Below are 17464 nucleotides of genomic sequence, written 5' to 3'. Positions count from 1 at the left end.
CCGGCCGACGTGTCAGTGCCCCCGGTCGATCCACTCCTGCAGGTGCGGTGCCTCGTCGCCGATGCGCGTGTCGTCGCCGTGCCCGGTGTGCACCACGGTGTCGTCGGGCAGCGTCAGCAGGTGGTCGCGGATGGACGCGACGATCGTCTCGAAGCTGGAGTAGCTGCGGCCCGTCGCGCCCGGGCCGCCCTGGAACAGGGTGTCGCCGCTGAACAGGACCCCGAGGTCCTCGGCGTAGAGGCACGTGCTTCCGGGCGAGTGGCCCGGGGTCGCGATGGCTCGCAGGGTGCTGCCGGCGACCGAGAAGGTGGTGCCGTCGACGAGGTCGTGGTCGGGCTTGACCTCCCGGCCGTGCTCGGCCTCCCAGAGCATGGTGTCGGCGGGCGGGAACCAGATCGGTGCGCCGGTGAGCTCGCGCAGCCGCACCGAGGCGTTGAGGTGGTCGTTGTGCCCGTGCGTGAGCACGATGGCCAGCACCGAGCGACCGTCGACGGCCGCGGCGATGGCGTCGGCGTCGTGCGGGGCGTCGACCACCACGACCTCGCTGTCGTCGCCGACCAGCCACACGTTGTTGTCGACGTCCCAGCTGCCGCCGTCGAGCTCGAACTGGCCCGACGTGACGACCTTCTGCACCCGTGCTGCTGGCGCCATCAGATCATCACCACCGAGCGGAGGACGTCGCCGCGATGCATCTTGTCGAACGCCGCCTCGACGTCGTCGATGCCGATGCGCTCGGTGACGAAGGCGTCGAGGTCGAGACGACCCTGGCGGTAGAGGTCGACCAGCATCGGGAAGTCGCGGCTCGGCAGGCAGTCGCCGTACCAGCTCGACTTGAGCGAGCCGCCGCGCCCGAACACGTCGATGAGCGGCACCTCGGGGATCTTCATGTCAGGGGTGGGCACGCCGACCAGGACGACGGTGCCAGCGAGGTCGCGGGCGTAGAACGCCTGCTCCCACGTCTCGGGGCGCCCGACGGCCTCGATGACGACGTCGGCGCCGAAGGTGTCGGTGAGCTCCTGGATGGTCTCGACCACGTCGTCCTTCGAGGCGTCGACGACGTGCGTGGCGCCCAGCGCCTTCGCCTGCTCGAGCTTGCGCGGGTCGAGGTCGACGGCGATGATCTTGGCCGCGCCGGCGAGCCTCGCGCCGGCCACCGCGGCGATGCCCACGCCGCCGCAGCCGATCACCGCGACCGAGTCGCCGCGACCCACGCCGCCGGTGTTGATGGCGGCGCCGATGCCGGCCATCACGCCGCAGCCGAGCAGGCCGACGGCGGCTGGGTCGGCCTCGGGGTCGACCTTCGTGCACTGCCCAGCGGCGACGAGGGTCTTCTCGGCGAAGGCGCCGATGCCGAGCGCGGGGGAGAGCTCCGTGCCGTCGACGAGCGTCATCTTCTGCTCAGCGTTGAAGGTGGCGAAGCAGTACTGCGGGCGTCCGCGTCGGCACGCGCGACAGTCGCCGCACACGGCCCGCCAGTTGAGGACGACGAAGTCGCCCGGCGCCACCTCGGTGACGCCCTCGCCCACGGACTCCACGACACCGGCCGCCTCGTGCCCGAGCAGGAACGGGAACTCGTCGTTGATGCCACCCTCGCGGTAGTGCAGGTCGGTGTGGCAGACGCCGCAGGCCTGGACCGCGACCACCGCCTCGCCGGGGCCCGGGTCGGGGACGACGATGTCCTCGACGGTGACGGGCGCACCCTTGCTGCGGGCGACGACGGCCTTGACGGTCTGCGGCATGCGGTCCTCCTGGTGCTGACGTGCGGACACCACGACGCTATCGGGTCGCGCGGACACCTGCTCGGGGTGCGGACGGGCGCGGCTGGACCTACCGTTCAGGCACCGACGCGACCCGCGCGTCCGGCGAAGGGGCCCACCATGCGCATCCTCCTGATCATCCTCGTCATCCTGGCGATCATCTACGTCGCGCAGCTGGTCCTGAAGAAGCGTTGACCGATGTTTCCCCTCGCTCGGTAGGCTCTGGCGACCGACGACGAGAGGACGACATGGGCGTCATCCACCACGGCAAGACCATCGCGCTGGAGATCCTCGGCTGGGTCATGGTCCTGCTCGGCATCGCCGCCATCTTCCTGCCCGGGCCGGGACTGCTCCTGTTGTTCGGCGGGCTCGCCCTGCTGTCCCAGCGCTACGAGTGGGCACGGCGTCGCGTGGAGCCGGTCAAGGACGCCGCCCTGCGCACGGCCGCCCAGGGCGTGCAGACGTGGCCGCGCATCCTCGCCTCGCTGGCCGGCGTGGTCTGGCTGGTCGGCCTCGGCGTCGTGTGGGGCCTGCAGCCTCCCGCGCCCGACTGGTGGCCGCTGCGCGACTCGTGGTGGCTGCTGGGCGGCTGGGGCACGGGGGCCACGCTCATCGTGTCGGGGCTGATCGCCCTGGCGACCATCGTCTACAGCTTCCGTCGCTTCCGCGGCCGCTCGATGGACGACGTGCGCCGCGAGATCGCCGAGACCTGAGCGTCGACCGACCGGCCGGTCAGGCGGGCCAGTCGACGAGGTCGTCGAACCTGCCCTCGTGCTTGCGGAGCCAGCTCGCGACGTAGGGGCAGTGCGGGACGATCCGCAGGTCCGACGCGCGGACGTCGTCGAGTGCGTAGGCGACGAGCACCGGCGCGAGGCCGCGTCCGCCGTACGCCTCGTCGACCTCGGTGTGCAGGAAGTGGCGCTGCGCGCCCGCGCCGTTCCCCTCCAGGTCGCGGTAGTCGGCGTGGCCGATGACGGTGCCGTCGTCGAGGAGCTCGTAGCGCTGTTGCTCGGGGGCGTGGCGGACGACGACCACGCGTCCCTCGTCGTCGCGGTGCTCGGTGGGGGGCAGGCTCATCGAGGGTCCTCTCGTCGGGTGCGCGGTCAGCCGCGCGGTCGGATGCGGGCGTTCGGGAGGGCGGGTGCCGGCAGCGGGGCCTCCGGGTCGCCCTCGGGCAGCCCGAACGGTCCGTCGGAGCCGTCGCCGGCCTGCTTGCCGTCGATCTCGGCCTGCCAGGCCGCGCGGTACTCGACGACGTCGTCGTGGCTGCGGCCGACGAAGTTCCACCACATGACGATCTGCTCCCCGAACGGCGGCCCGCCGATGAGCAGGACCCGGCTGTCCTCGGTCGCCCGCAGGGTGATGCGGTCGCGACCCGGCGCCAGGTAGCCGAGCTCGTCCTTCGCGACGGGGTCGGCGTCGGCCAGGACGGCGCCGGTGTCGACGAGCACGCCGTGCTCGAAGGTCGGGTCGACGTCGAGCTCGAGGACGGTGCCGCGGTCGAGGCGCAGCTCCGCGCCGAGCAGCGGCGTGTGCGTGACGACGGGGGAGGTCGATCCGAGCAGGCTGCCGAGGAAGACCTGCGCCGACCACGCGCCCTCCGCGGTGCGGCCGTCGACGGTCGGCGGCGCGTAGTGCTCGAAGGTCTTCTCGACGAAGCGGGCGTGCTGCGGCAGCGCCACCCAGAGCTGGGCGCCGTGCAGCACGGTGGTGTCGGCGGTGGACCGCTCGGAGTGACTGATCCCGCGTCCGGACGTCATGAGGTTCAGCTCGCCGGGCCGCACGTCGGCGTGGAAGCCGGCGCTGTCGCGGTGCTCGACGGTGCCCGAGAACAGCCAGCTGACGGTCTGCAGCCCGGTGTGCGGGTGTGGCGGCACGTCCATGCCGCCGGTCTCGGACACGTCGTCGGGACCGTAGTGGTCGAGGAAGCACCAGGCGCCCACGAGCGACCGCTCGCGCTGGGGGAGCGTGCGCCGGACCGTCATCGCGCGGGGTCCGCCGAGCGGCACGTCGCGCGGCGTGAGCACCTGCAGACCGGCCGGCGCGTCCGCGCCGCAGACCATCTCGTCGGGCGAGGTCTCGGTGTTGCTCATGGTGGTCCGGCCCTCCTGCTGCGGTGGCTGGCCACCCTGCGGCAGCCGACGCGGCCAGCGTATCCCCGCGTAGGCTGGACGGGTGACGCAGCGTGATCCCGGACCCCCGCGTCGCCCCCACCCTGACGCGGCCGGGCGGCACCGGGTCTCGCGTGCCCGCACCGTGCGTCGCGGACGCGTGGCCGCACTCGCCGCGTCGCTGCTCGTGACGCTCGTCGTGGTGGTGCTCTCGGCGGTCCGGCCGTCGCCCGAGGAGCGGGTGGCGACCGAGGACACCGCGTCGACCTGGGGTCTCGAGGCCGCGCTGCCCACCGTCACCCCGTCGGCGACGCCGTCGCCCTCCCCGCGCTCGTCGCAGGGCGCGCGCCGCACGGCCGAGGTGGAGCCCACGACGTTCCCGCAGACCGGGGCCGGCACGTTCCGCACGGCAGCCGTCGTCGACGTGGCCGGCTCGGGCGGCGGCCGCGACCGCACCTACACCGTCGAGGTCGAGAAGGGCCTGCTGCAGGACCGGGCGACGTTCGCGCGCGACGTCGCCCGCGTGCTGGGGCACGAGCGCGGCTGGCGCACCGACGGCTGGTCGTTCACGCAGGTGGCACGGGACCCCGACGTGCGCGTCATGCTCGCGAGCCCCGACACGGTCGACCGGCTGTGCGCGCCGTTGCTCACGCGCGGCGAGGTGTCGTGCCGCAGCGGCGACCGGGTGGTGCTCAACGTCAAGCGGTGGGTCCGCGGCGTGACCTACTACGGCGACGACCTGACCGGCTACCGCACCTACCTCGTCAACCACGAGGTCGGGCACGCGCTCGGCAAGTACCACGTCGGGTGCCCCGCGCCGGGCGCGAAGGCGCCCGTGATGCTGCAGCAGAGCAAGGGCCTCCAGGGCTGCGTCAAGAACCCCTGGCCCTGACCACGACACCGGGCCCGTCGGAAGGCGTCGGGCCCGGTGGGCGTCGGACGGTGCAGTTGGGAGTCTCGTCCACGATCCCGAGTGCGAGACCACACCGTCCGACGTCTCGACCGTCGCACGGCGTGCCGCACCCACCGGACAGCCCGGCGCAGACATCCGTACTTCGGCGCCTCGTTTGCGTAGACCTCGATGCCGGCGCTGCGGTCACCAGTCGACGCTGTGGCACTCCGGCGCGCGGCACCCCTCGACCTGGAGGGTGGCGTGCTCGACGTGGTGCCGCTCGCGGAGCACCGAGCGCGCGTCGGCGAGCACACGGTCGAGCGCGGCCGGGCCGGTGCTCGCGCCGGCGGCCACCAGGTGGGCCGTCGCGACGTTCATGCCCGAGGTGAGCACCCAGACGTGGAGGTCGTGCACGTCGTCGACCCCCTCGACGGCGCGCAGGTCGGCGACGACGGCGTCGACGTCCATGCCGTCGGGCACGTGCTGGCCAAGGACGGCGAGCACCTGGCGCGCCAGCACCACCGCGCGGACGGCGACGAACACGCCGATCGCCAGCGCCACCACGGTGTCCCACCACGCGGAGCCGGTCGTCGCGACCAGCACGCCGGCGACGACGACCCCGACCGAGCCGGCGGCGTCGGCCACGACTTCGAGGTAGGCGCCGCGCACGACGAGCGACTCACCCGCGCCCGCGTTCAGCAGCACGAGCGAGACGACGTTGACGAGGAGACCGAGGACGCCGACGACGATCATCGGGCCGGTCTGCACGTCGACCTGCGAGCCGATCCGCGAGACCGCCTCGACGACGACGTAGACCGAGACGCCGAGCATGACGAGCACGGCGAACCCGGACGCGAAGACCTCGGCACGGTAGGAGCCGAAGGTGCGTCGTCCGGTGCGGTCGGTGCGGGTGGCGATGCGCGTGGCGGCCAGCGCGGCGCCGAGCGTGACGACGTCGGCGGCCATGTGGCCGGCGTCGGAGAGCAGCGCCAGCGACGACGCGAGCAGCCCGTACACGAGCTCGACGACGAAGAAGGCGGCGACGAGCGCGAACACCACCGCGAGCCGTCCCCGGTGGCGCTGGCTGGCGGGTCCGCCGTGACCGTGACCGTGGCCCATCAGCCGACCTCCTCCGGCGCGGCGAGCCCGACCAGCCGGGCCCCGGTGGCGAGCAGCTCGTCCGTGGCCTCGGGGTGCGCGAGCCGGTAGTAGGAGGAGCGGCCCTCGTGGCGGACGTCGAGCAGGCCGCAGTCGCGCAGGCAGGCGACGTGCGCCGAGACGGTCGACTGCGCCAGTCCGAGGTGGGCGGTGAGCTCGACCACCCGGTGCTCGCCGAGCTGCAGGTGGCGCAGGATGCGCAGCCGACCGGGGTCGGCCAGGCCGTGGAACAGGCGGGCGGCGACGACCGAGCCGTCGGCCCCCGTGAGCTCGGGGTGACGGTGCCCCTCGTGCTCGCGCGGTGCGTCGTGCCCGCGGGCGCGGTGGCCGTCGCCACTGTGGTGATTGATCGCCATTCGTCGATGATAACGCTGAGGGACGCTGCTGGCGAGACCCCCGCCGGCGCGCGCGGGCACTCAGGCGACGGCTACTACGATGCGTCGTAGCCGTCGACCGCATCCTGCGGTCGCCCCAGGAGGTCTCCCGTGCGCTCGTTCGTCCTCGGTCTCGTCGCGACCGTCGCCCTGCTCGCCGCCCCGTCGCCCGCCCTGGCCCACGCGTCGGTCGAGTCGTCGGACCCGCAGGACGGCGCCGCGCTGACGGCCCTGCCCGAGACGGTGTCGATCACGCTCAGCGAGGACGTGGGCAGCGGCGCGGTGCTGCGCGTGCTGAGCTCCTCGGGCACGCGTCTGGACGACGGCGACGTGACCGTGGCCGGACGTCGCGTGCTCGTGGGGGTCCGGCCGGGCGAGGCCGCCGCCGGCTCCTACCGGGTCGTCTACCGCGTCGTGTCGGCCGACGGGCACCCCGTCAGCGGCGAGATCCCCTTCACCGTCAAGCCCTCGACCGACGGCGCCGGTACCTCGGGCTCCGACTCCGCGCCGGGCTCCCAGGACGACGTGACCGTGACCGACGTCGAGGACGACCCTTCCCAGAAGTGGGCGCCGCTGTGGGTGATGGGCTTCCTCGTCATCTCCTCCGGCCTGCTGATCTACATCGTCAAGGCCGGGCTCACGTCGTCGGCCAAGGAGGACGAGGACTGACGCGCGCCGCGTCGGTCGCCGTCAGAGCCAGCCGTTGGCCTCGGCCACGCGCACCGCGGCGGCACGGTTCTCGCCCCCGGTCTTGCCGATCGCGGCCGACAGGTGGTTGCGGACCGTGCCCTGCGACAGGTGGAGGCGTTGCGCGACGACCGCCACGCTCGCACCGTCGCGGGCGGCGCGCAGCACGTCGGTCTCCCGCTCGGTGAGCGGTGAGTCGCCGGTGACGAGGCTGTCCGCGGCCAGGGTCGGGTCGACGACGCGCAGGCCCGCGTGCACCCGGCGCACGGCGTCGGCGAGCTGCGTGGCGGGCACGTCCTTCACGACGAACCCCGATGCACCGGCCTGCAGGGCCCGCCGCAGGTAGCCCGGCCGGCCGAACGTGGTGACGACCAGCACCCGCGTCCCGAGGCCCGCCGCCACCACCGCGCGCGTGGCCTCGATGCCGTCCAGGCCCGGCATCTCGATGTCGAGCAGCGCGACGTCGGGGCGGAGCTCCCGGACGGCGTCGAGCACGTCGGCACCGGAGCCGACCTCCGCGACGACCTCGAGGTCGTGCTCCAGCGACAGCAGCGCGGCGAGCGCACCGCGGACGAGCGCCTGGTCGTCGGCGAGCAGCAGACGGATGGTCACGACGCCTCCCGTCCCACGCGCAGGCTGAGCCCGGGGTCGAGCGAGCGCACGACGACGGTCGCGCCCACCGCTGCGGCGCGTTCTCGCAGGCCGGCCAGCCCGTGGCCGCCGTCGGACCCGCCCTCGTCCCACCCGCGCCCGTCGTCGCGCACCTCCACCGCTCGGGCGTCCACCGTGACGGTGCACCGACGCGCAGCGGCGTGGCGCACGACGTTCGTGACCCCCTCGCGGACCGTCCACGCGAAGAGGTCGCGCAGGTCGGTGGGGACGTCGTCGACCGTGCCCGGCAGCGACGCCTCGACGTCCGCCGCGGCCAGCGCCGTGCGGGCCCGGGCGATCTCGCCCGGCAGGGTGATCTCGCGGTAGCCCTCCACCGCGCGACGGACGTCGGCGAGCGCGTCGCGGCCGAGCCGCTCCAGGTCGCCCACCTCGGCGAGCGCTCTGGCCCGGTCGGCGTCGTCGCCGGACTCGAGCAGCCGACGGGCCAGCTCGGCCTTGACGGTGATGACGGTCAGCGAGTGGCCGAGGATGTCGTGCAGGTCGCGGGCGAAGCGCGTGCGCTCGTTCTCCACGGCCAGCTCGGCGTTCTCGGCCTGCGCGAGGAGCAGCTGGGCGTTGCGGCTGATCAGGGCACGGACACCGAAGATCGCGACCGAGCCGGCGAGGACGGCGAAGGCGAGCCCGGCCTGGCTGCCCCAGTCCTCGAGCGCTCCGAGTCCGAGAGACCCGACCACCGCGAGCACGACGAGGGCGGCCGCCACGACCAGTCGGAAGAGCAGGACCGCGGAGATCGCGACGTAGACGACGCATGCCGTCCCGACCTCGCCGAGCAGGGCCACGTCGGCGGCGCACAGCACGACCAGCCCGACGAACAGACCGAGTGCGCGCGCCGGCGGCGGCGTCCGGTCGGCCATCCAGCGCTCCCGACGCGCCTGCCACCAGATGAGCATGTAGAGCGCGGCGAACAGGACGGTCACGACCAGTCCGCCGATCCCGGCCGCCTCGTCGCGGCGCGCCCACGCCGCGAGCAGAGGGTCGCCGAGGAAGAACAGCCAGATCAGCGCGAACCACGGACCGTAGCGTCCGGCGGGGACGGCGACGGTCCGTGGCGCGCTCATGTCGGGCAGCGTACGGCTCACCCGCGGGCCGTGTCCTTGCTCATCCGCCAGGCCGCGCCGGCGACGAACACGACCAGCCACGCGACGGCGTTGACGACCGCGTACCAGGGCAGCTCGCCCGTGAGCGGGGCGCGGCTGATCTCCGCCACGCCGAACATCGGGGTGACCGACGCGACGTGCCACAGCGTCGTGCCCTCGGTGATGGGGATGAACAGGTTGCCGAGGAAGGCGAACAGCGCGAGCCCGGGCCCGAGCAGCTGCATGGCGTTCTCGCCGGGCACGACGTAGCCGACGAACAGGCCGAGCGCCGCGAAGACGAAGGAGCAGAGCAGGGCCAGCAGCGCGCAGGCCAGCCACCGGCCGGCCGGAAGGTCGGCCCGACCCTGCAGCAGCGCCGCGCCGTTGACGACCGCGACCGCCAGGGCGCCGAGCACCAGTGCGCAGGCCGCCTTCATGGCGATGTAGGCGAGCGGGTGCAGCGGCGTCAGGCGCAGCTGCCGCGACCAGCCGACCGACCGCTCGAGCGCGACCGACGAGCCCGCCGACGCGGTGGTCAGCGCGGCGCCGTAGAGCGCCATCGAGACCATGACGTAGGCCGCCACGTTGCCGTGACCCACCCGCTCGTCGCTGCCGCTGCTGCCCGCGAAGGCGAAGTACAGCGCCGCGGGGAACAGCAGCGAGAAGAAGACGGTGCGTCGGTTGCGCAGCATCCGGCGCAGCTCGAGCGACAGGAGGACCCGGTTGAAGCCTCCGAGGCGAGGGGCCCGGCGGGTGCCGGGGGTGGCCCCGTCGACCGGGGTGACGGTCTTGACCGGGGTGGCGGGGGTGCTCATGCGGGGGTCCTCTCGTCGGTGCCGGTGAGGCTGAGGAACGCGTCCTCCAGGCCCCGTCCGACGATCTCCAGGTCGTGCGCGGTGGTGCGGGTGAGCAGGTGACGCGCCACGGCGTCGGAGTCGGTGGCGTGCACGACGACGCTGCTGCCCCGCACGTCGACGCCCTCCACGCCCGCGAGGGCAGCGATGTCGGCCACCGTCGCGTCGTCGACGTCGGGGCAGGTCGCTCGTACGGTGCGGCCCACGGCCCGGGACTTGATCTCGGCAGCCGTCCCGTCGGCGACGATGCGACCGCCGCTGACGAGCACGATCCGGTCGGCGTAGGCATCGGCCTCCTCGAGGTAGTGGGTCGCGAACATGACGGTGCGACCGTGCCGCGCGTCGTCACGGATCGCGCTCCAGAAGGTCCGGCGCCCCTCGACGTCCATGCCGGTGGTGGGCTCGTCGAGCAGCAGCAGGTCGGGGTCGCTGAGCAGGGCGAGCGCGAACCGCAGGCGCTGCTGCTCACCACCGGAGCACAGCCCGACCCGGCGGTCCGCGAGCGCCGTCAACCCGGCGCGCGCGAGCACGTCGTCGACGTCGCGCACGTGGGTGAAGAGGCTGCGCACGTAGCGGACGGTCTCGGCAACCGTCAGGTCCTTCAGCAGCCCGCCGCTCTGCATGACCGCGGCGACCCGACCCTGGGCGACGGCCTCGCGCGGGTCGAGGCCGAGCACCTGGACGGTGCCGGAGGTGGGTCGACCGAGGCCGAGGACCATGTCGAGGGTCGTGGTCTTCCCGGCACCGTTGGGGCCGAGGAAGGCCACCACCTCACCGGGGCGGACGACGAGGTCGATGCCGCGCACGGCCTCGACGTCGCCGAAGGAGCGACGCACCTGCTGCAGGCGCACCGCGTCGGGTCTGGTCTGGTTCATGCCTCGAGCATGGCCCGCACGGCGAGTCCGGCCCCGGATCGCGCGTCACGACCTCGCCGTGACGGATGTCAGGGGTCGTCCCATCGGGTCAACGGCGCAGGAACCGCTCGAGCAGCGGGCCGGCGGTGGTCGAGCCGGACTCGCCGTCCGCCACGAGCACGGCGACGGCGAGGTCGCCCTGCGTCGCGATCATCCAGGCGTGCGTGCGGGGCGGCTGGTCGTCGCCGTACTCGGCGGTTCCCGTCTTGGCCCCCACCGGGCCGCCCGGCAGGTCGCGCAGGAACGCACCGCTGCCGTCGGTGACGACCGCCCGCATCAGTCCGGACAGGCTCGTGGCCTGCGCCCGGGTCACCGGCTCCTCGGGCTCCGGCGCCTCCTTCGCCCGGCGGTCGGGCAGGAGCACCGGGGTCACCGTGCCGCCGTGGGCGACGGAGGCGGCGACCAGGGCCATGGCCAGCGGGGAGGCCTCCACCCGGCCCTGGCCGATGACCGAGGCGGCGCGCTCGGTGCCGTCGGCCTGCGTCGGCACCTGCCCGAGGAAGGCAGGCATCCCGAGGTCGACGTCGCGGCCCAGCCCGAGCCCGGCTGCCGCGGCCGCGAGCTCCTCCTGCGACGCCCGATCCCGCTCGGCGATCATGGCCGTGTTGCAGGACTGCGCGAAGGCGGTCCGCAGGGGCACGTCGCCGAGCGCCGAAGCGGGGTAGTCGGAGTAGTTCGTGAACCGTCGGCCGTCCACCGTCAGGGTGGGGGTGCACGGCACCTGGCTGTCCGGGGTGAGGCCCGAGCGCAGGAGGGCCAGCGCCGTTGCGACCTTGAAGGTCGAGCCCGGTGCGTACCGGCCCGTCAACGCTGTGTCGGCGCCGTCTCCGCCGGGGCCGCTGGAGACCGCCAGCAGCGCACCCGTCGACGGCCGGATCGCGACGATCGCGCTGGCCGGGCCGACGTCGGCGAGGATCCGGTCCGCCGCGCCCTGCAGGTCGGGGTCGAGCGTGGTGCGCAGCGGCTTCCCGGCCTTCGGGTCGCTGGAGAAGAGTCGCCGGGACTCGGTGTCCGGGTCGTCGTCGACGGCCAGCACCTCCACGCCGGGGGTGCCGCGCAGCTGCTCGTCGTAGCGCGCCTGCAACCCCGACAGCCCCACCGGGTCGCCCGGGCGGACGGCACCGTCGGACGCCTCGACGACCTCTGCGGTGGCCTCGCCGACGGTTCCGAGCAGCGGCTGCCCGAACGCCCGCGTCGGGGCCAGCGGCAGGGTGCCCTCGACGGCCAGCGACCCGGGGATCGCGGCGAGCTCCTGCCGGGTGGGCACGTCACCGTCGGCACGCAGGACGAGTCCCTCGACGAACGCCTGGTCGCCGGCCGCCTCGACCCGCTGGCGGTAGGCCCCGGGGTCGATGCCGAGCCGTCGCGCCAGCCGCTCGGCCGACGCTCCGGCAGCATCGGGGTCGACGTCGGTCTTGTCGATCCCGACCCGCACGACCGGTCGTGCGGTGACGAGGACGGCGTCGTCGGCCCCGAGCACGTCGCCTCGCTCTGCCGGCGTCGTGCGCACGCCGAGCGTCTCACCCTCCTCGACGGGCGCCACGACGGACGGCTCCCAGCGCACGCGCCAGGCCCCGTCCTGCTCCACGAGGGTCGCAGCGGTGTCGTACGTCCAGGTGGCCCCGCCGATGGTCCACCGGTGCCGGAGCTCGGCGGTGGTGACGCCGTCGTCCTCCTCCACCGACGTCACCCGCACCCGTTGCGTCCCGCCGACGTCGCCGACGACCCGTTCGAGGTCGGCCTGGTTGCGGGTCCCGTCGCCCGTCGTCGGCACCGACGTGACGTCGCCCTTCGACAGTCCCTCGGCGAGCGTCCGGGCCGCGTCGTCGGGGTCGGGGCCGCCGAGGCTGCACCCGGCCAGGACGCCTGCGGCCAGCAGCGGTGCGGCACCCGCGACGACGACGCGGACACGGGCGGGGCGACGCAGACGCATGACGGCAGTAGACCAGCCCGGGCCGCACGGTCGACGACGGCGCGCGGCAGCCTGCGCCGCGCCCTGTTCAGGTTGTCGGCAGGTTCGCGTCCCTACGGTCCCACCCATGACGACGCGAACCTTCGCCGCTTCCAAGGTCCCCTCCGTCCTGGCGACGTTCTGGGTGGTGAAGCTGCTCACCACCGGCATCGGCGAGACCGGGTCGGACTACCTGGGCACGGTGAGCATCGCGCTCGCCGCAGCCATCGGCATCGGCGGCTTCGCCGTGGCGCTGTGGACGCAGCTGCGGGCAGACCGGTACCACCCGGTCCGCTACTGGACCACGGTCCTCGCCGTCGCGGTGTTCGGCACGATGATCGCCGACGGTCCGCACGTCGTCCTCGGCACGCCCTACTGGGTCGACTCGCTGGTCTACCTCGCGCTGCTCAGCGCGGTGCTCGCGTGGTGGCGGCGCAGCGAGGGCACGATCTCGGTCCACTCGATCACGACGGCCCGACGCGAACGCTTCTACTGGGGCGTCGTGCTGCTGACGTTCGGCCTCGGCACCGCGCTCGGCGACGCAGCCGCCGTCGACGCCGGCCTCGGCTTCGTCTGGTCGATCCTCGTCTTCGGGGCCGCCATCCTCGTGCCCTGGGGCCTGTGGCGCGCGGGCCTGAACCCGACCATCACGTTCTGGTCGGCCTACGTGATGACGCGCCCGCTCGGCGCGTCGGTGGCCGACTGGCTCGGCAAGGGGACGAAGGACGGCGGGGTCGGCTGGGGCACCGGGTCCGTGACGCTCGCCGGTCTCGTGCTGTTCGCCGGGCTCGTCACCTACCTGACCCTCACCCACCGCGACGTCGACCGGGAGACGGTCGACCCTGAGTCGGTCGACCCTGGGGCGGGCGACACCCCCGTCGGCGACATCCCGCGCGACGCCCTCCCGCAGCGGTGATCTTCGGGGCCCCGCGCTGCTCGTAGCATCGACGTGTGTCCCCCTCCGTGCGCCTGGTGCCGATGACCGCCGAGCAGTTCCCTGCCTACCGCGAGCTGGCCGAGCGGGAGTACGCGGAGAACATCGTGGCGGCAGGGATGATGCCCGAGACCGAGGCCCGGCGCAAGGCCGCCGACGACTTCGCGAGCTCCCTGCCCGACGGCGTCGACACCGCGGACCACGAGCTCTGGACCGCGCGGGACGGCGACCTCGAGGTCGGCATGCTGTGGCTCGGGTTCACCGAGAGGTCGGACGGGCTGGTCGCCTTCGGGTACGACTTCCTGGTCACCTCCGGCCGACGCCGTCAGGGCTACGGCCGGGCCATCATGGAGGCGGCCGAGCAGGTCTGTCGCGACCGCGGGGTGGTCGAGGTCGGGCTGTCGGTCTTCGGGTTCAACTCCGGCGCCCGGGCGTTGTACGAGCAGATGGGGTTCGAGGTCACCATCCTCCAGATGCGCAAGCGTCTCTGAGTCACTGCGCCGCGGAGCGGTCGCCGGACGTGTCGGCCAGCACAGGTCGAGAACGTCGACCTTCGCCAGGCCGGAGTCCTAGAGTGTCGCCAGCGGTGCCGGGACACGCCCGGCACCCACAGTTCGGGGGAACTCATGACACGAAAGATGATGGGCTGCGTCGCGGCCCTCGTGACCGCGACGACAGCAGCAGGGATCGTCGGTCTCGGGAGCACGAGTGCGTCGGCACGCGGCGAGGCGCCGACGGTGGCCGCCGCCGACTCCTACGCCCGGCAGCACGGTGCACCGCGAGCGGACCTGCGTCTGGACCGCACCGTCCAGGTGCCGGGCGGCAGCGTCGCGCACTTCCAGCAGTACCTCGCCGGCAAGCCGGTGATCGGTGCCGAGGTCGTCGTCCAGCTCGACGCCCGCGGGAAGATCCACGGCACCACCGGCGCCGTCACGTCGGCGCCGCGCAGCGTCACGGCGGCACCCGCACGCACCGAGGCGAGCGCCGAGAGGACGGCCAAGGCGTCGCTGCGCAAGGCCGGCGCCCCGGAGGTCGACGCGACCGCAGCGGCCGCCACCGACCTCGCCTGGTACGACGCGGGCCTGTTCAAGGGCGCGGCGTCGAAGGGGGCCGTGACGCTCGTGCACGACGTCGAGGTGACGCCGACCGCGGTCGACGCCGTCGGCGGTCGGGTGCTCGTCGACGCGAACGACGGCACGCCGGTCTACACCGAGACCACGCAGCGTGACGCGACCAACCGCCGCGTGTGCGACGCCCGCAACCAGTACGTCACCAACCTCGACTGCCCGAGCCCGGTGCGGACCGAGGGGTCCGCGGCGAGCAGCGTCTCGGAGGTCAACGTGGCCTACGACCAGCTCGGCGCGACGTCGTCGTTCTACACCAGCCGGTTCGGGTACGACCTGTCGACGCAGATCGGTGGCGGAGCGCTTCGCGCGACCGTGCGCGCGTGCTACCGCGACTCCGGCGGCGACTACGGCTGCCCGATGGAGAACGCGTTCTGGACGGGACGCAGCATGGTCTTCGGCCAGGGTTTCGCCTCGGCCGACGACGTGGTCTCCCACGAGCTGACGCACGGTGTCATCCAGAACACCGCGGACCTGGTGTACTCCTACGAGCCCGGGGCCATCAACGAGTCGATGGCCGACGTGTTCGGCGAGTTCGAGGACCTCGACAACGGCACCGGGAACGACACGTCCTCGGCGCGGTGGCTGCTCGGTGAGGACCTGCCGATCGGCGCGATCCGCGACATGAAGACCCCGGAGCGCGGCAGCCAGCCGTCGAGCTACCGCGGCCAGTACTGGCAGAGCGGCTCGAGCGACAACGGCGGTGTCCACACCAACTCGGGCGTGGGCAACAAGGCGGCGTACCTCATCACCGACGGCGGGACGTTCAACGGCCAGACCATCACGGGTCTCGGCCAGGCCAAGGCCGAGCAGCTCTACTGGCGCACGCTCAACGCACTGACGAGCTCGTCGAACTACGCCCAGCTCGGCCAGACGCTGAAGTCCTCCTGCTCGGCCCTCGCCTCGGGCGGGACCGCCGGGTTCACGTCGACCGACTGCCAGCAGGTGAGCAAGGTCGTGACCGCGACGCGGATGTAGGCAGACGGCTGAGGGGATCGCCCGTACCGCCCGCGCGGTGCGGGCGATCCGTCGGACGCTCGCGATAGGACGCACGCCACGCGAACACAGCAGGGCGAGACCCTACGCCCCGTCTCACCCATCCGCGTGGATACCGCTTCGACCGCATAGCCCAGCGGCAACCCGCACGACATCACCCGGCCGGGCTCTAACTAAGCGACTCAAGCAGCCTACGGAGCTCGGCGTTTCCATTTCTTGGGCGGCAAACTCACCTTCGCGGCCGCGGAGCATGAGTTCGGTCGCGACGCACTCAGCCGCCGGTCCAAGTCATCCGGGACTTACCTATCGATCAACTCTTCTGTCGATCGAGCCTTCGTGTCCAGATCCATCCCCGGATCGACCAGACCGTTCCAACAACTCTCCAGCGCTGTATCGCCGTTCAACCACCTCAACCGGAAGCAGAAGAATCACACTCGGATCGTCATCACTCACGCGGACAAAAAACTCGTCGCCCGCGCTGATGTGCAACTGACGCGCGACCTTGGCCGGCAGACGGACCTGAAGATTCGAACTCACCGCGATGGGTCCATGGAGCGCCGCCATCCGCCGACCGTAGAAGAGTTTTAGAAATTTAACAACACGCGGGCACGCTGCCGCCTCGAGTCGTCAGTGCACAGTACGTTCGAGTCAAGTGCTGACCTGGAGCTCGTGCTCCAGCTAGGCACTTCCCCGCCCCCCGGCTCGCGCCGGGGGGCCCAACTTCTATCTGAGCACGATGCCCGGCGCCGCTCGTGGACGGAGCTTCGCCACAGCGGTATGGGTAGCTGAACCGATCTCACTCCACGTGCTTGGAGGGCAGACAGCAGCGATCGTCGGTCCGGGCGAGATCACCGACCGGAAGCCAGCGTAGGCAACGAGATCAGCCATCTGTATGAAGTACGACTGGTCTGATCGACGAGCGATCGGGTCATCGACGAGGCGCGGTGCGGCGCCCAGAATCGGCCCCGTCCCGAAAGCACTACCGGCAGTAAGGTGGCGGCGAGCTCGACGCACCCATCGTCTGACGGCGTCGTTTTCGCCTTCGTCGTGCGTGATCATGAACGAGCACTTCTCATAGGTGCTCGTTCGCTCGAGCCGCTGCAGCACGGTCTCCCATCCGAGATCGAAGATCTCGGAGTTTGAGGTCGCTCGCCGCGAACGCTTGTCAACGACAACGGCAAACGCGCGGGAAGGCAGGCGCGGAAGTTCACGCAAGTGAGCTCGGAAGATGATGCGTCGCTGCGCCGGCGACAGTCCAAGGTCCCGAAACGGTCCCGAGTTTCGGAGCAGGTAGTTTGCCTTGATCTCTGCACGCATCGGCACACCGAAGGTGTCCCGAAGGCGCCGGCGAAAAGAGATCATCTCGTCGAAGGCGTCGTTCCAGCGGTCGACGTCGATGAGAACAACGCCGAGGGTGTAAGTGTGAGAGGACCCGACGGACAAGCCGGTGTCCCCGGACTCATCGACGTAGGCCATCAGCACCGATTCAGGTTCTCATCGCCGCGAAGAATCTTCGTGCAGCCGCGCCGCGGGACGAATCACAGTTCACGGGATGAACGCTCCGGACTACACCTAGCGGATCGAGTGACCTACTCCTCTAGGGAGAGTGGAGCTGAGGGGACTCGAACCCCTAACCCCCTGCTTGCAAAGCAGGTGCGCTACCAATTGCGCCACAGCCCCTCGCGGGATCAGACCGAGTCGGTGGCCTGCTCCCAGGTGGTGCGGGTGGCGGCGGTCCCGTCGTCGCGACGAGCCACGGCCCACAGCACCCCGAGCGCGGCGAGGACGACCGCGAGAAGCTTCTTCATCGCCGTCCTCCTCGGGCGTCCGGTGGTGGGCCTAGCTGGACTTGAACCAGCGACCTCTTCCTTATCAGGGAAGCGCTCTAACCGAGCTGAGCTATAGGCCCGCAACAGCGATGAACTCTACCCCACGCCCCGGTGAGCGGGCGAACCGGGGGCAGC

Annotated in this window: 19 protein-coding genes and 2 tRNA genes; 6 read left to right on the top strand and 15 right to left on the bottom strand. The window is 72.3% G+C overall.

Annotation, left to right across the window (positions count from 1 at the left end):
- Positions 1-12 precede the first annotated feature (12 nt).
- Positions 13-651, bottom strand: coding sequence for an MBL fold metallo-hydrolase (locus tag Aeryth_RS00150; protein ID WP_067853031.1), 639 nt, complete (start codon positions 649-651; stop codon positions 13-15).
- Positions 651-1739: an S-(hydroxymethyl)mycothiol dehydrogenase gene (locus Aeryth_RS00145; RefSeq protein ID WP_067853030.1), complete on the bottom strand. Its 1089-nt coding sequence runs from the start codon at positions 1737-1739 to the stop codon at positions 651-653. The genes Aeryth_RS00150 and Aeryth_RS00145 overlap by 1 nt, the downstream gene beginning before the upstream one ends.
- A gap of 266 nt (positions 1740-2005) precedes the next feature.
- Between Aeryth_RS00145 and Aeryth_RS00135 the strand changes: the two genes are divergently transcribed.
- The gene (locus tag Aeryth_RS00135) at positions 2006-2470 is read left to right on the top strand and encodes a PGPGW domain-containing protein (protein ID WP_067853026.1); all 465 of its coding nucleotides are present in this window, start codon (positions 2006-2008) and stop codon (positions 2468-2470) included.
- A 19-nt stretch (positions 2471-2489) separates the two neighbouring features.
- On the opposite strand, the gene Aeryth_RS00130 is transcribed toward Aeryth_RS00135, so the two are convergent.
- Positions 2490-2834, bottom strand: coding sequence for a GNAT family N-acetyltransferase (locus Aeryth_RS00130; protein WP_067853024.1), 345 nt, complete (start codon positions 2832-2834; stop codon positions 2490-2492).
- Between the two features lie 26 nt (positions 2835-2860).
- Entirely contained in the window at positions 2861-3850 is a 990-nt protein-coding gene (locus Aeryth_RS00125) for a pirin family protein (RefSeq protein ID WP_067853022.1), read from the bottom strand.
- Between the two features lie 82 nt (positions 3851-3932).
- Between Aeryth_RS00125 and Aeryth_RS00120 the strand changes: the two genes are divergently transcribed.
- A complete protein-coding gene (locus Aeryth_RS00120) occupies positions 3933-4760 on the top strand; it encodes a DUF3152 domain-containing protein (RefSeq protein ID WP_067853018.1) in 828 nt (275 codons plus the stop codon).
- Positions 4761-4964: 204 nt separating this feature from the next.
- Here Aeryth_RS00120 and Aeryth_RS00115 read toward each other — a convergent pair whose 3' ends face one another.
- Positions 4965-5879: a cation diffusion facilitator family transporter gene (locus Aeryth_RS00115; protein ID WP_067853017.1), complete on the bottom strand. Its 915-nt coding sequence runs from the start codon at positions 5877-5879 to the stop codon at positions 4965-4967.
- Positions 5879-6274, bottom strand: a complete 396-nt coding sequence (locus Aeryth_RS17215; protein ID WP_083516142.1) for an ArsR/SmtB family transcription factor — start codon at positions 6272-6274, stop codon at positions 5879-5881. The genes Aeryth_RS00115 and Aeryth_RS17215 overlap by 1 nt, the downstream gene beginning before the upstream one ends.
- 129 nt (positions 6275-6403) lie before the next feature.
- On the opposite strand from Aeryth_RS17215, the gene Aeryth_RS00105 reads away from it, so the two are divergent.
- Complete coding sequence (locus tag Aeryth_RS00105) at positions 6404-6961, top strand: copper resistance CopC family protein (RefSeq protein WP_067853010.1); 558 nt, start codon at positions 6404-6406, stop codon at positions 6959-6961.
- Between the two features lie 21 nt (positions 6962-6982).
- On the opposite strand, the gene Aeryth_RS17495 is transcribed toward Aeryth_RS00105, so the two are convergent.
- From Aeryth_RS17495 to Aeryth_RS00080, 5 genes are all read right to left on the bottom strand, one after another.
- The gene (locus Aeryth_RS17495; protein WP_067853008.1) at positions 6983-7591 is read right to left on the bottom strand and encodes a response regulator transcription factor; all 609 of its coding nucleotides are present in this window, start codon (positions 7589-7591) and stop codon (positions 6983-6985) included.
- Positions 7588-8709 (bottom strand): sensor histidine kinase, encoded by a 1122-nt coding sequence (locus tag Aeryth_RS17490; protein ID WP_067853007.1) that lies wholly within the window; start codon positions 8707-8709, stop codon positions 7588-7590. The genes Aeryth_RS17495 and Aeryth_RS17490 overlap by 4 nt, the downstream gene beginning before the upstream one ends.
- Positions 8710-8726: 17 nt before the next feature.
- Positions 8727-9542, bottom strand: a complete 816-nt coding sequence (locus tag Aeryth_RS00090; protein ID WP_067853006.1) for an ABC transporter permease — start codon at positions 9540-9542, stop codon at positions 8727-8729.
- Positions 9539-10456, bottom strand: coding sequence for an ABC transporter ATP-binding protein (locus Aeryth_RS00085; RefSeq protein WP_067852998.1), 918 nt, complete (start codon positions 10454-10456; stop codon positions 9539-9541). The genes Aeryth_RS00090 and Aeryth_RS00085 overlap by 4 nt, the downstream gene beginning before the upstream one ends.
- Positions 10457-10544: 88 nt before the next feature.
- Positions 10545-12428, bottom strand: coding sequence for a penicillin-binding transpeptidase domain-containing protein (locus Aeryth_RS00080; protein WP_067852995.1), 1884 nt, complete (start codon positions 12426-12428; stop codon positions 10545-10547).
- 106 nt (positions 12429-12534) lie between these two features.
- Here Aeryth_RS00080 and Aeryth_RS00075 point away from each other — a divergent pair, with 106 nt between their 5' ends.
- From Aeryth_RS00075 to Aeryth_RS00065, 3 genes are all read left to right on the top strand, one after another.
- Complete coding sequence (locus Aeryth_RS00075; RefSeq protein ID WP_202967693.1) at positions 12535-13362, top strand: COG4705 family protein; 828 nt, start codon at positions 12535-12537, stop codon at positions 13360-13362.
- Between the two features lie 35 nt (positions 13363-13397).
- Complete coding sequence (locus tag Aeryth_RS00070) at positions 13398-13871, top strand: GNAT family N-acetyltransferase (RefSeq protein WP_067852988.1); 474 nt, start codon at positions 13398-13400, stop codon at positions 13869-13871.
- A 135-nt stretch (positions 13872-14006) separates the two neighbouring features.
- A complete protein-coding gene (locus Aeryth_RS00065; protein ID WP_083516140.1) occupies positions 14007-15482 on the top strand; it encodes a M4 family metallopeptidase in 1476 nt (491 codons plus the stop codon).
- Positions 15483-15803: 321 nt separating this feature from the next.
- Here the strand turns inward: Aeryth_RS00065 and Aeryth_RS18535 are convergent, their stop codons facing one another.
- From Aeryth_RS18535 to Aeryth_RS00050, 4 genes are all read right to left on the bottom strand, one after another.
- A complete protein-coding gene (locus Aeryth_RS18535; protein ID WP_083516139.1) occupies positions 15804-16064 on the bottom strand; it encodes an AbrB/MazE/SpoVT family DNA-binding domain-containing protein in 261 nt (86 codons plus the stop codon).
- Positions 16065-16223: 159 nt separating this feature from the next.
- Positions 16224-16976 (bottom strand): DUF3800 domain-containing protein, encoded by a 753-nt coding sequence (locus tag Aeryth_RS00060; protein ID WP_236749902.1) that lies wholly within the window; start codon positions 16974-16976, stop codon positions 16224-16226.
- Positions 16977-17107: 131 nt separating this feature from the next.
- Positions 17108-17180, bottom strand: a tRNA-Ala gene (locus Aeryth_RS00055).
- Between the two features lie 151 nt (positions 17181-17331).
- Positions 17332-17409, bottom strand: a tRNA-Ile gene (locus Aeryth_RS00050).
- Positions 17410-17464: the final 55 nt, after the last annotated feature.

Source organism: Aeromicrobium erythreum, from assembly GCF_001509405.1.
Taxonomy (GTDB): domain Bacteria; phylum Actinomycetota; class Actinomycetes; order Propionibacteriales; family Nocardioidaceae; genus Aeromicrobium; species Aeromicrobium erythreum.
The sequence above is the reverse complement of the archived record's forward strand: the minus strand, read 5'-3'. Positions and strand labels throughout refer to the sequence as shown.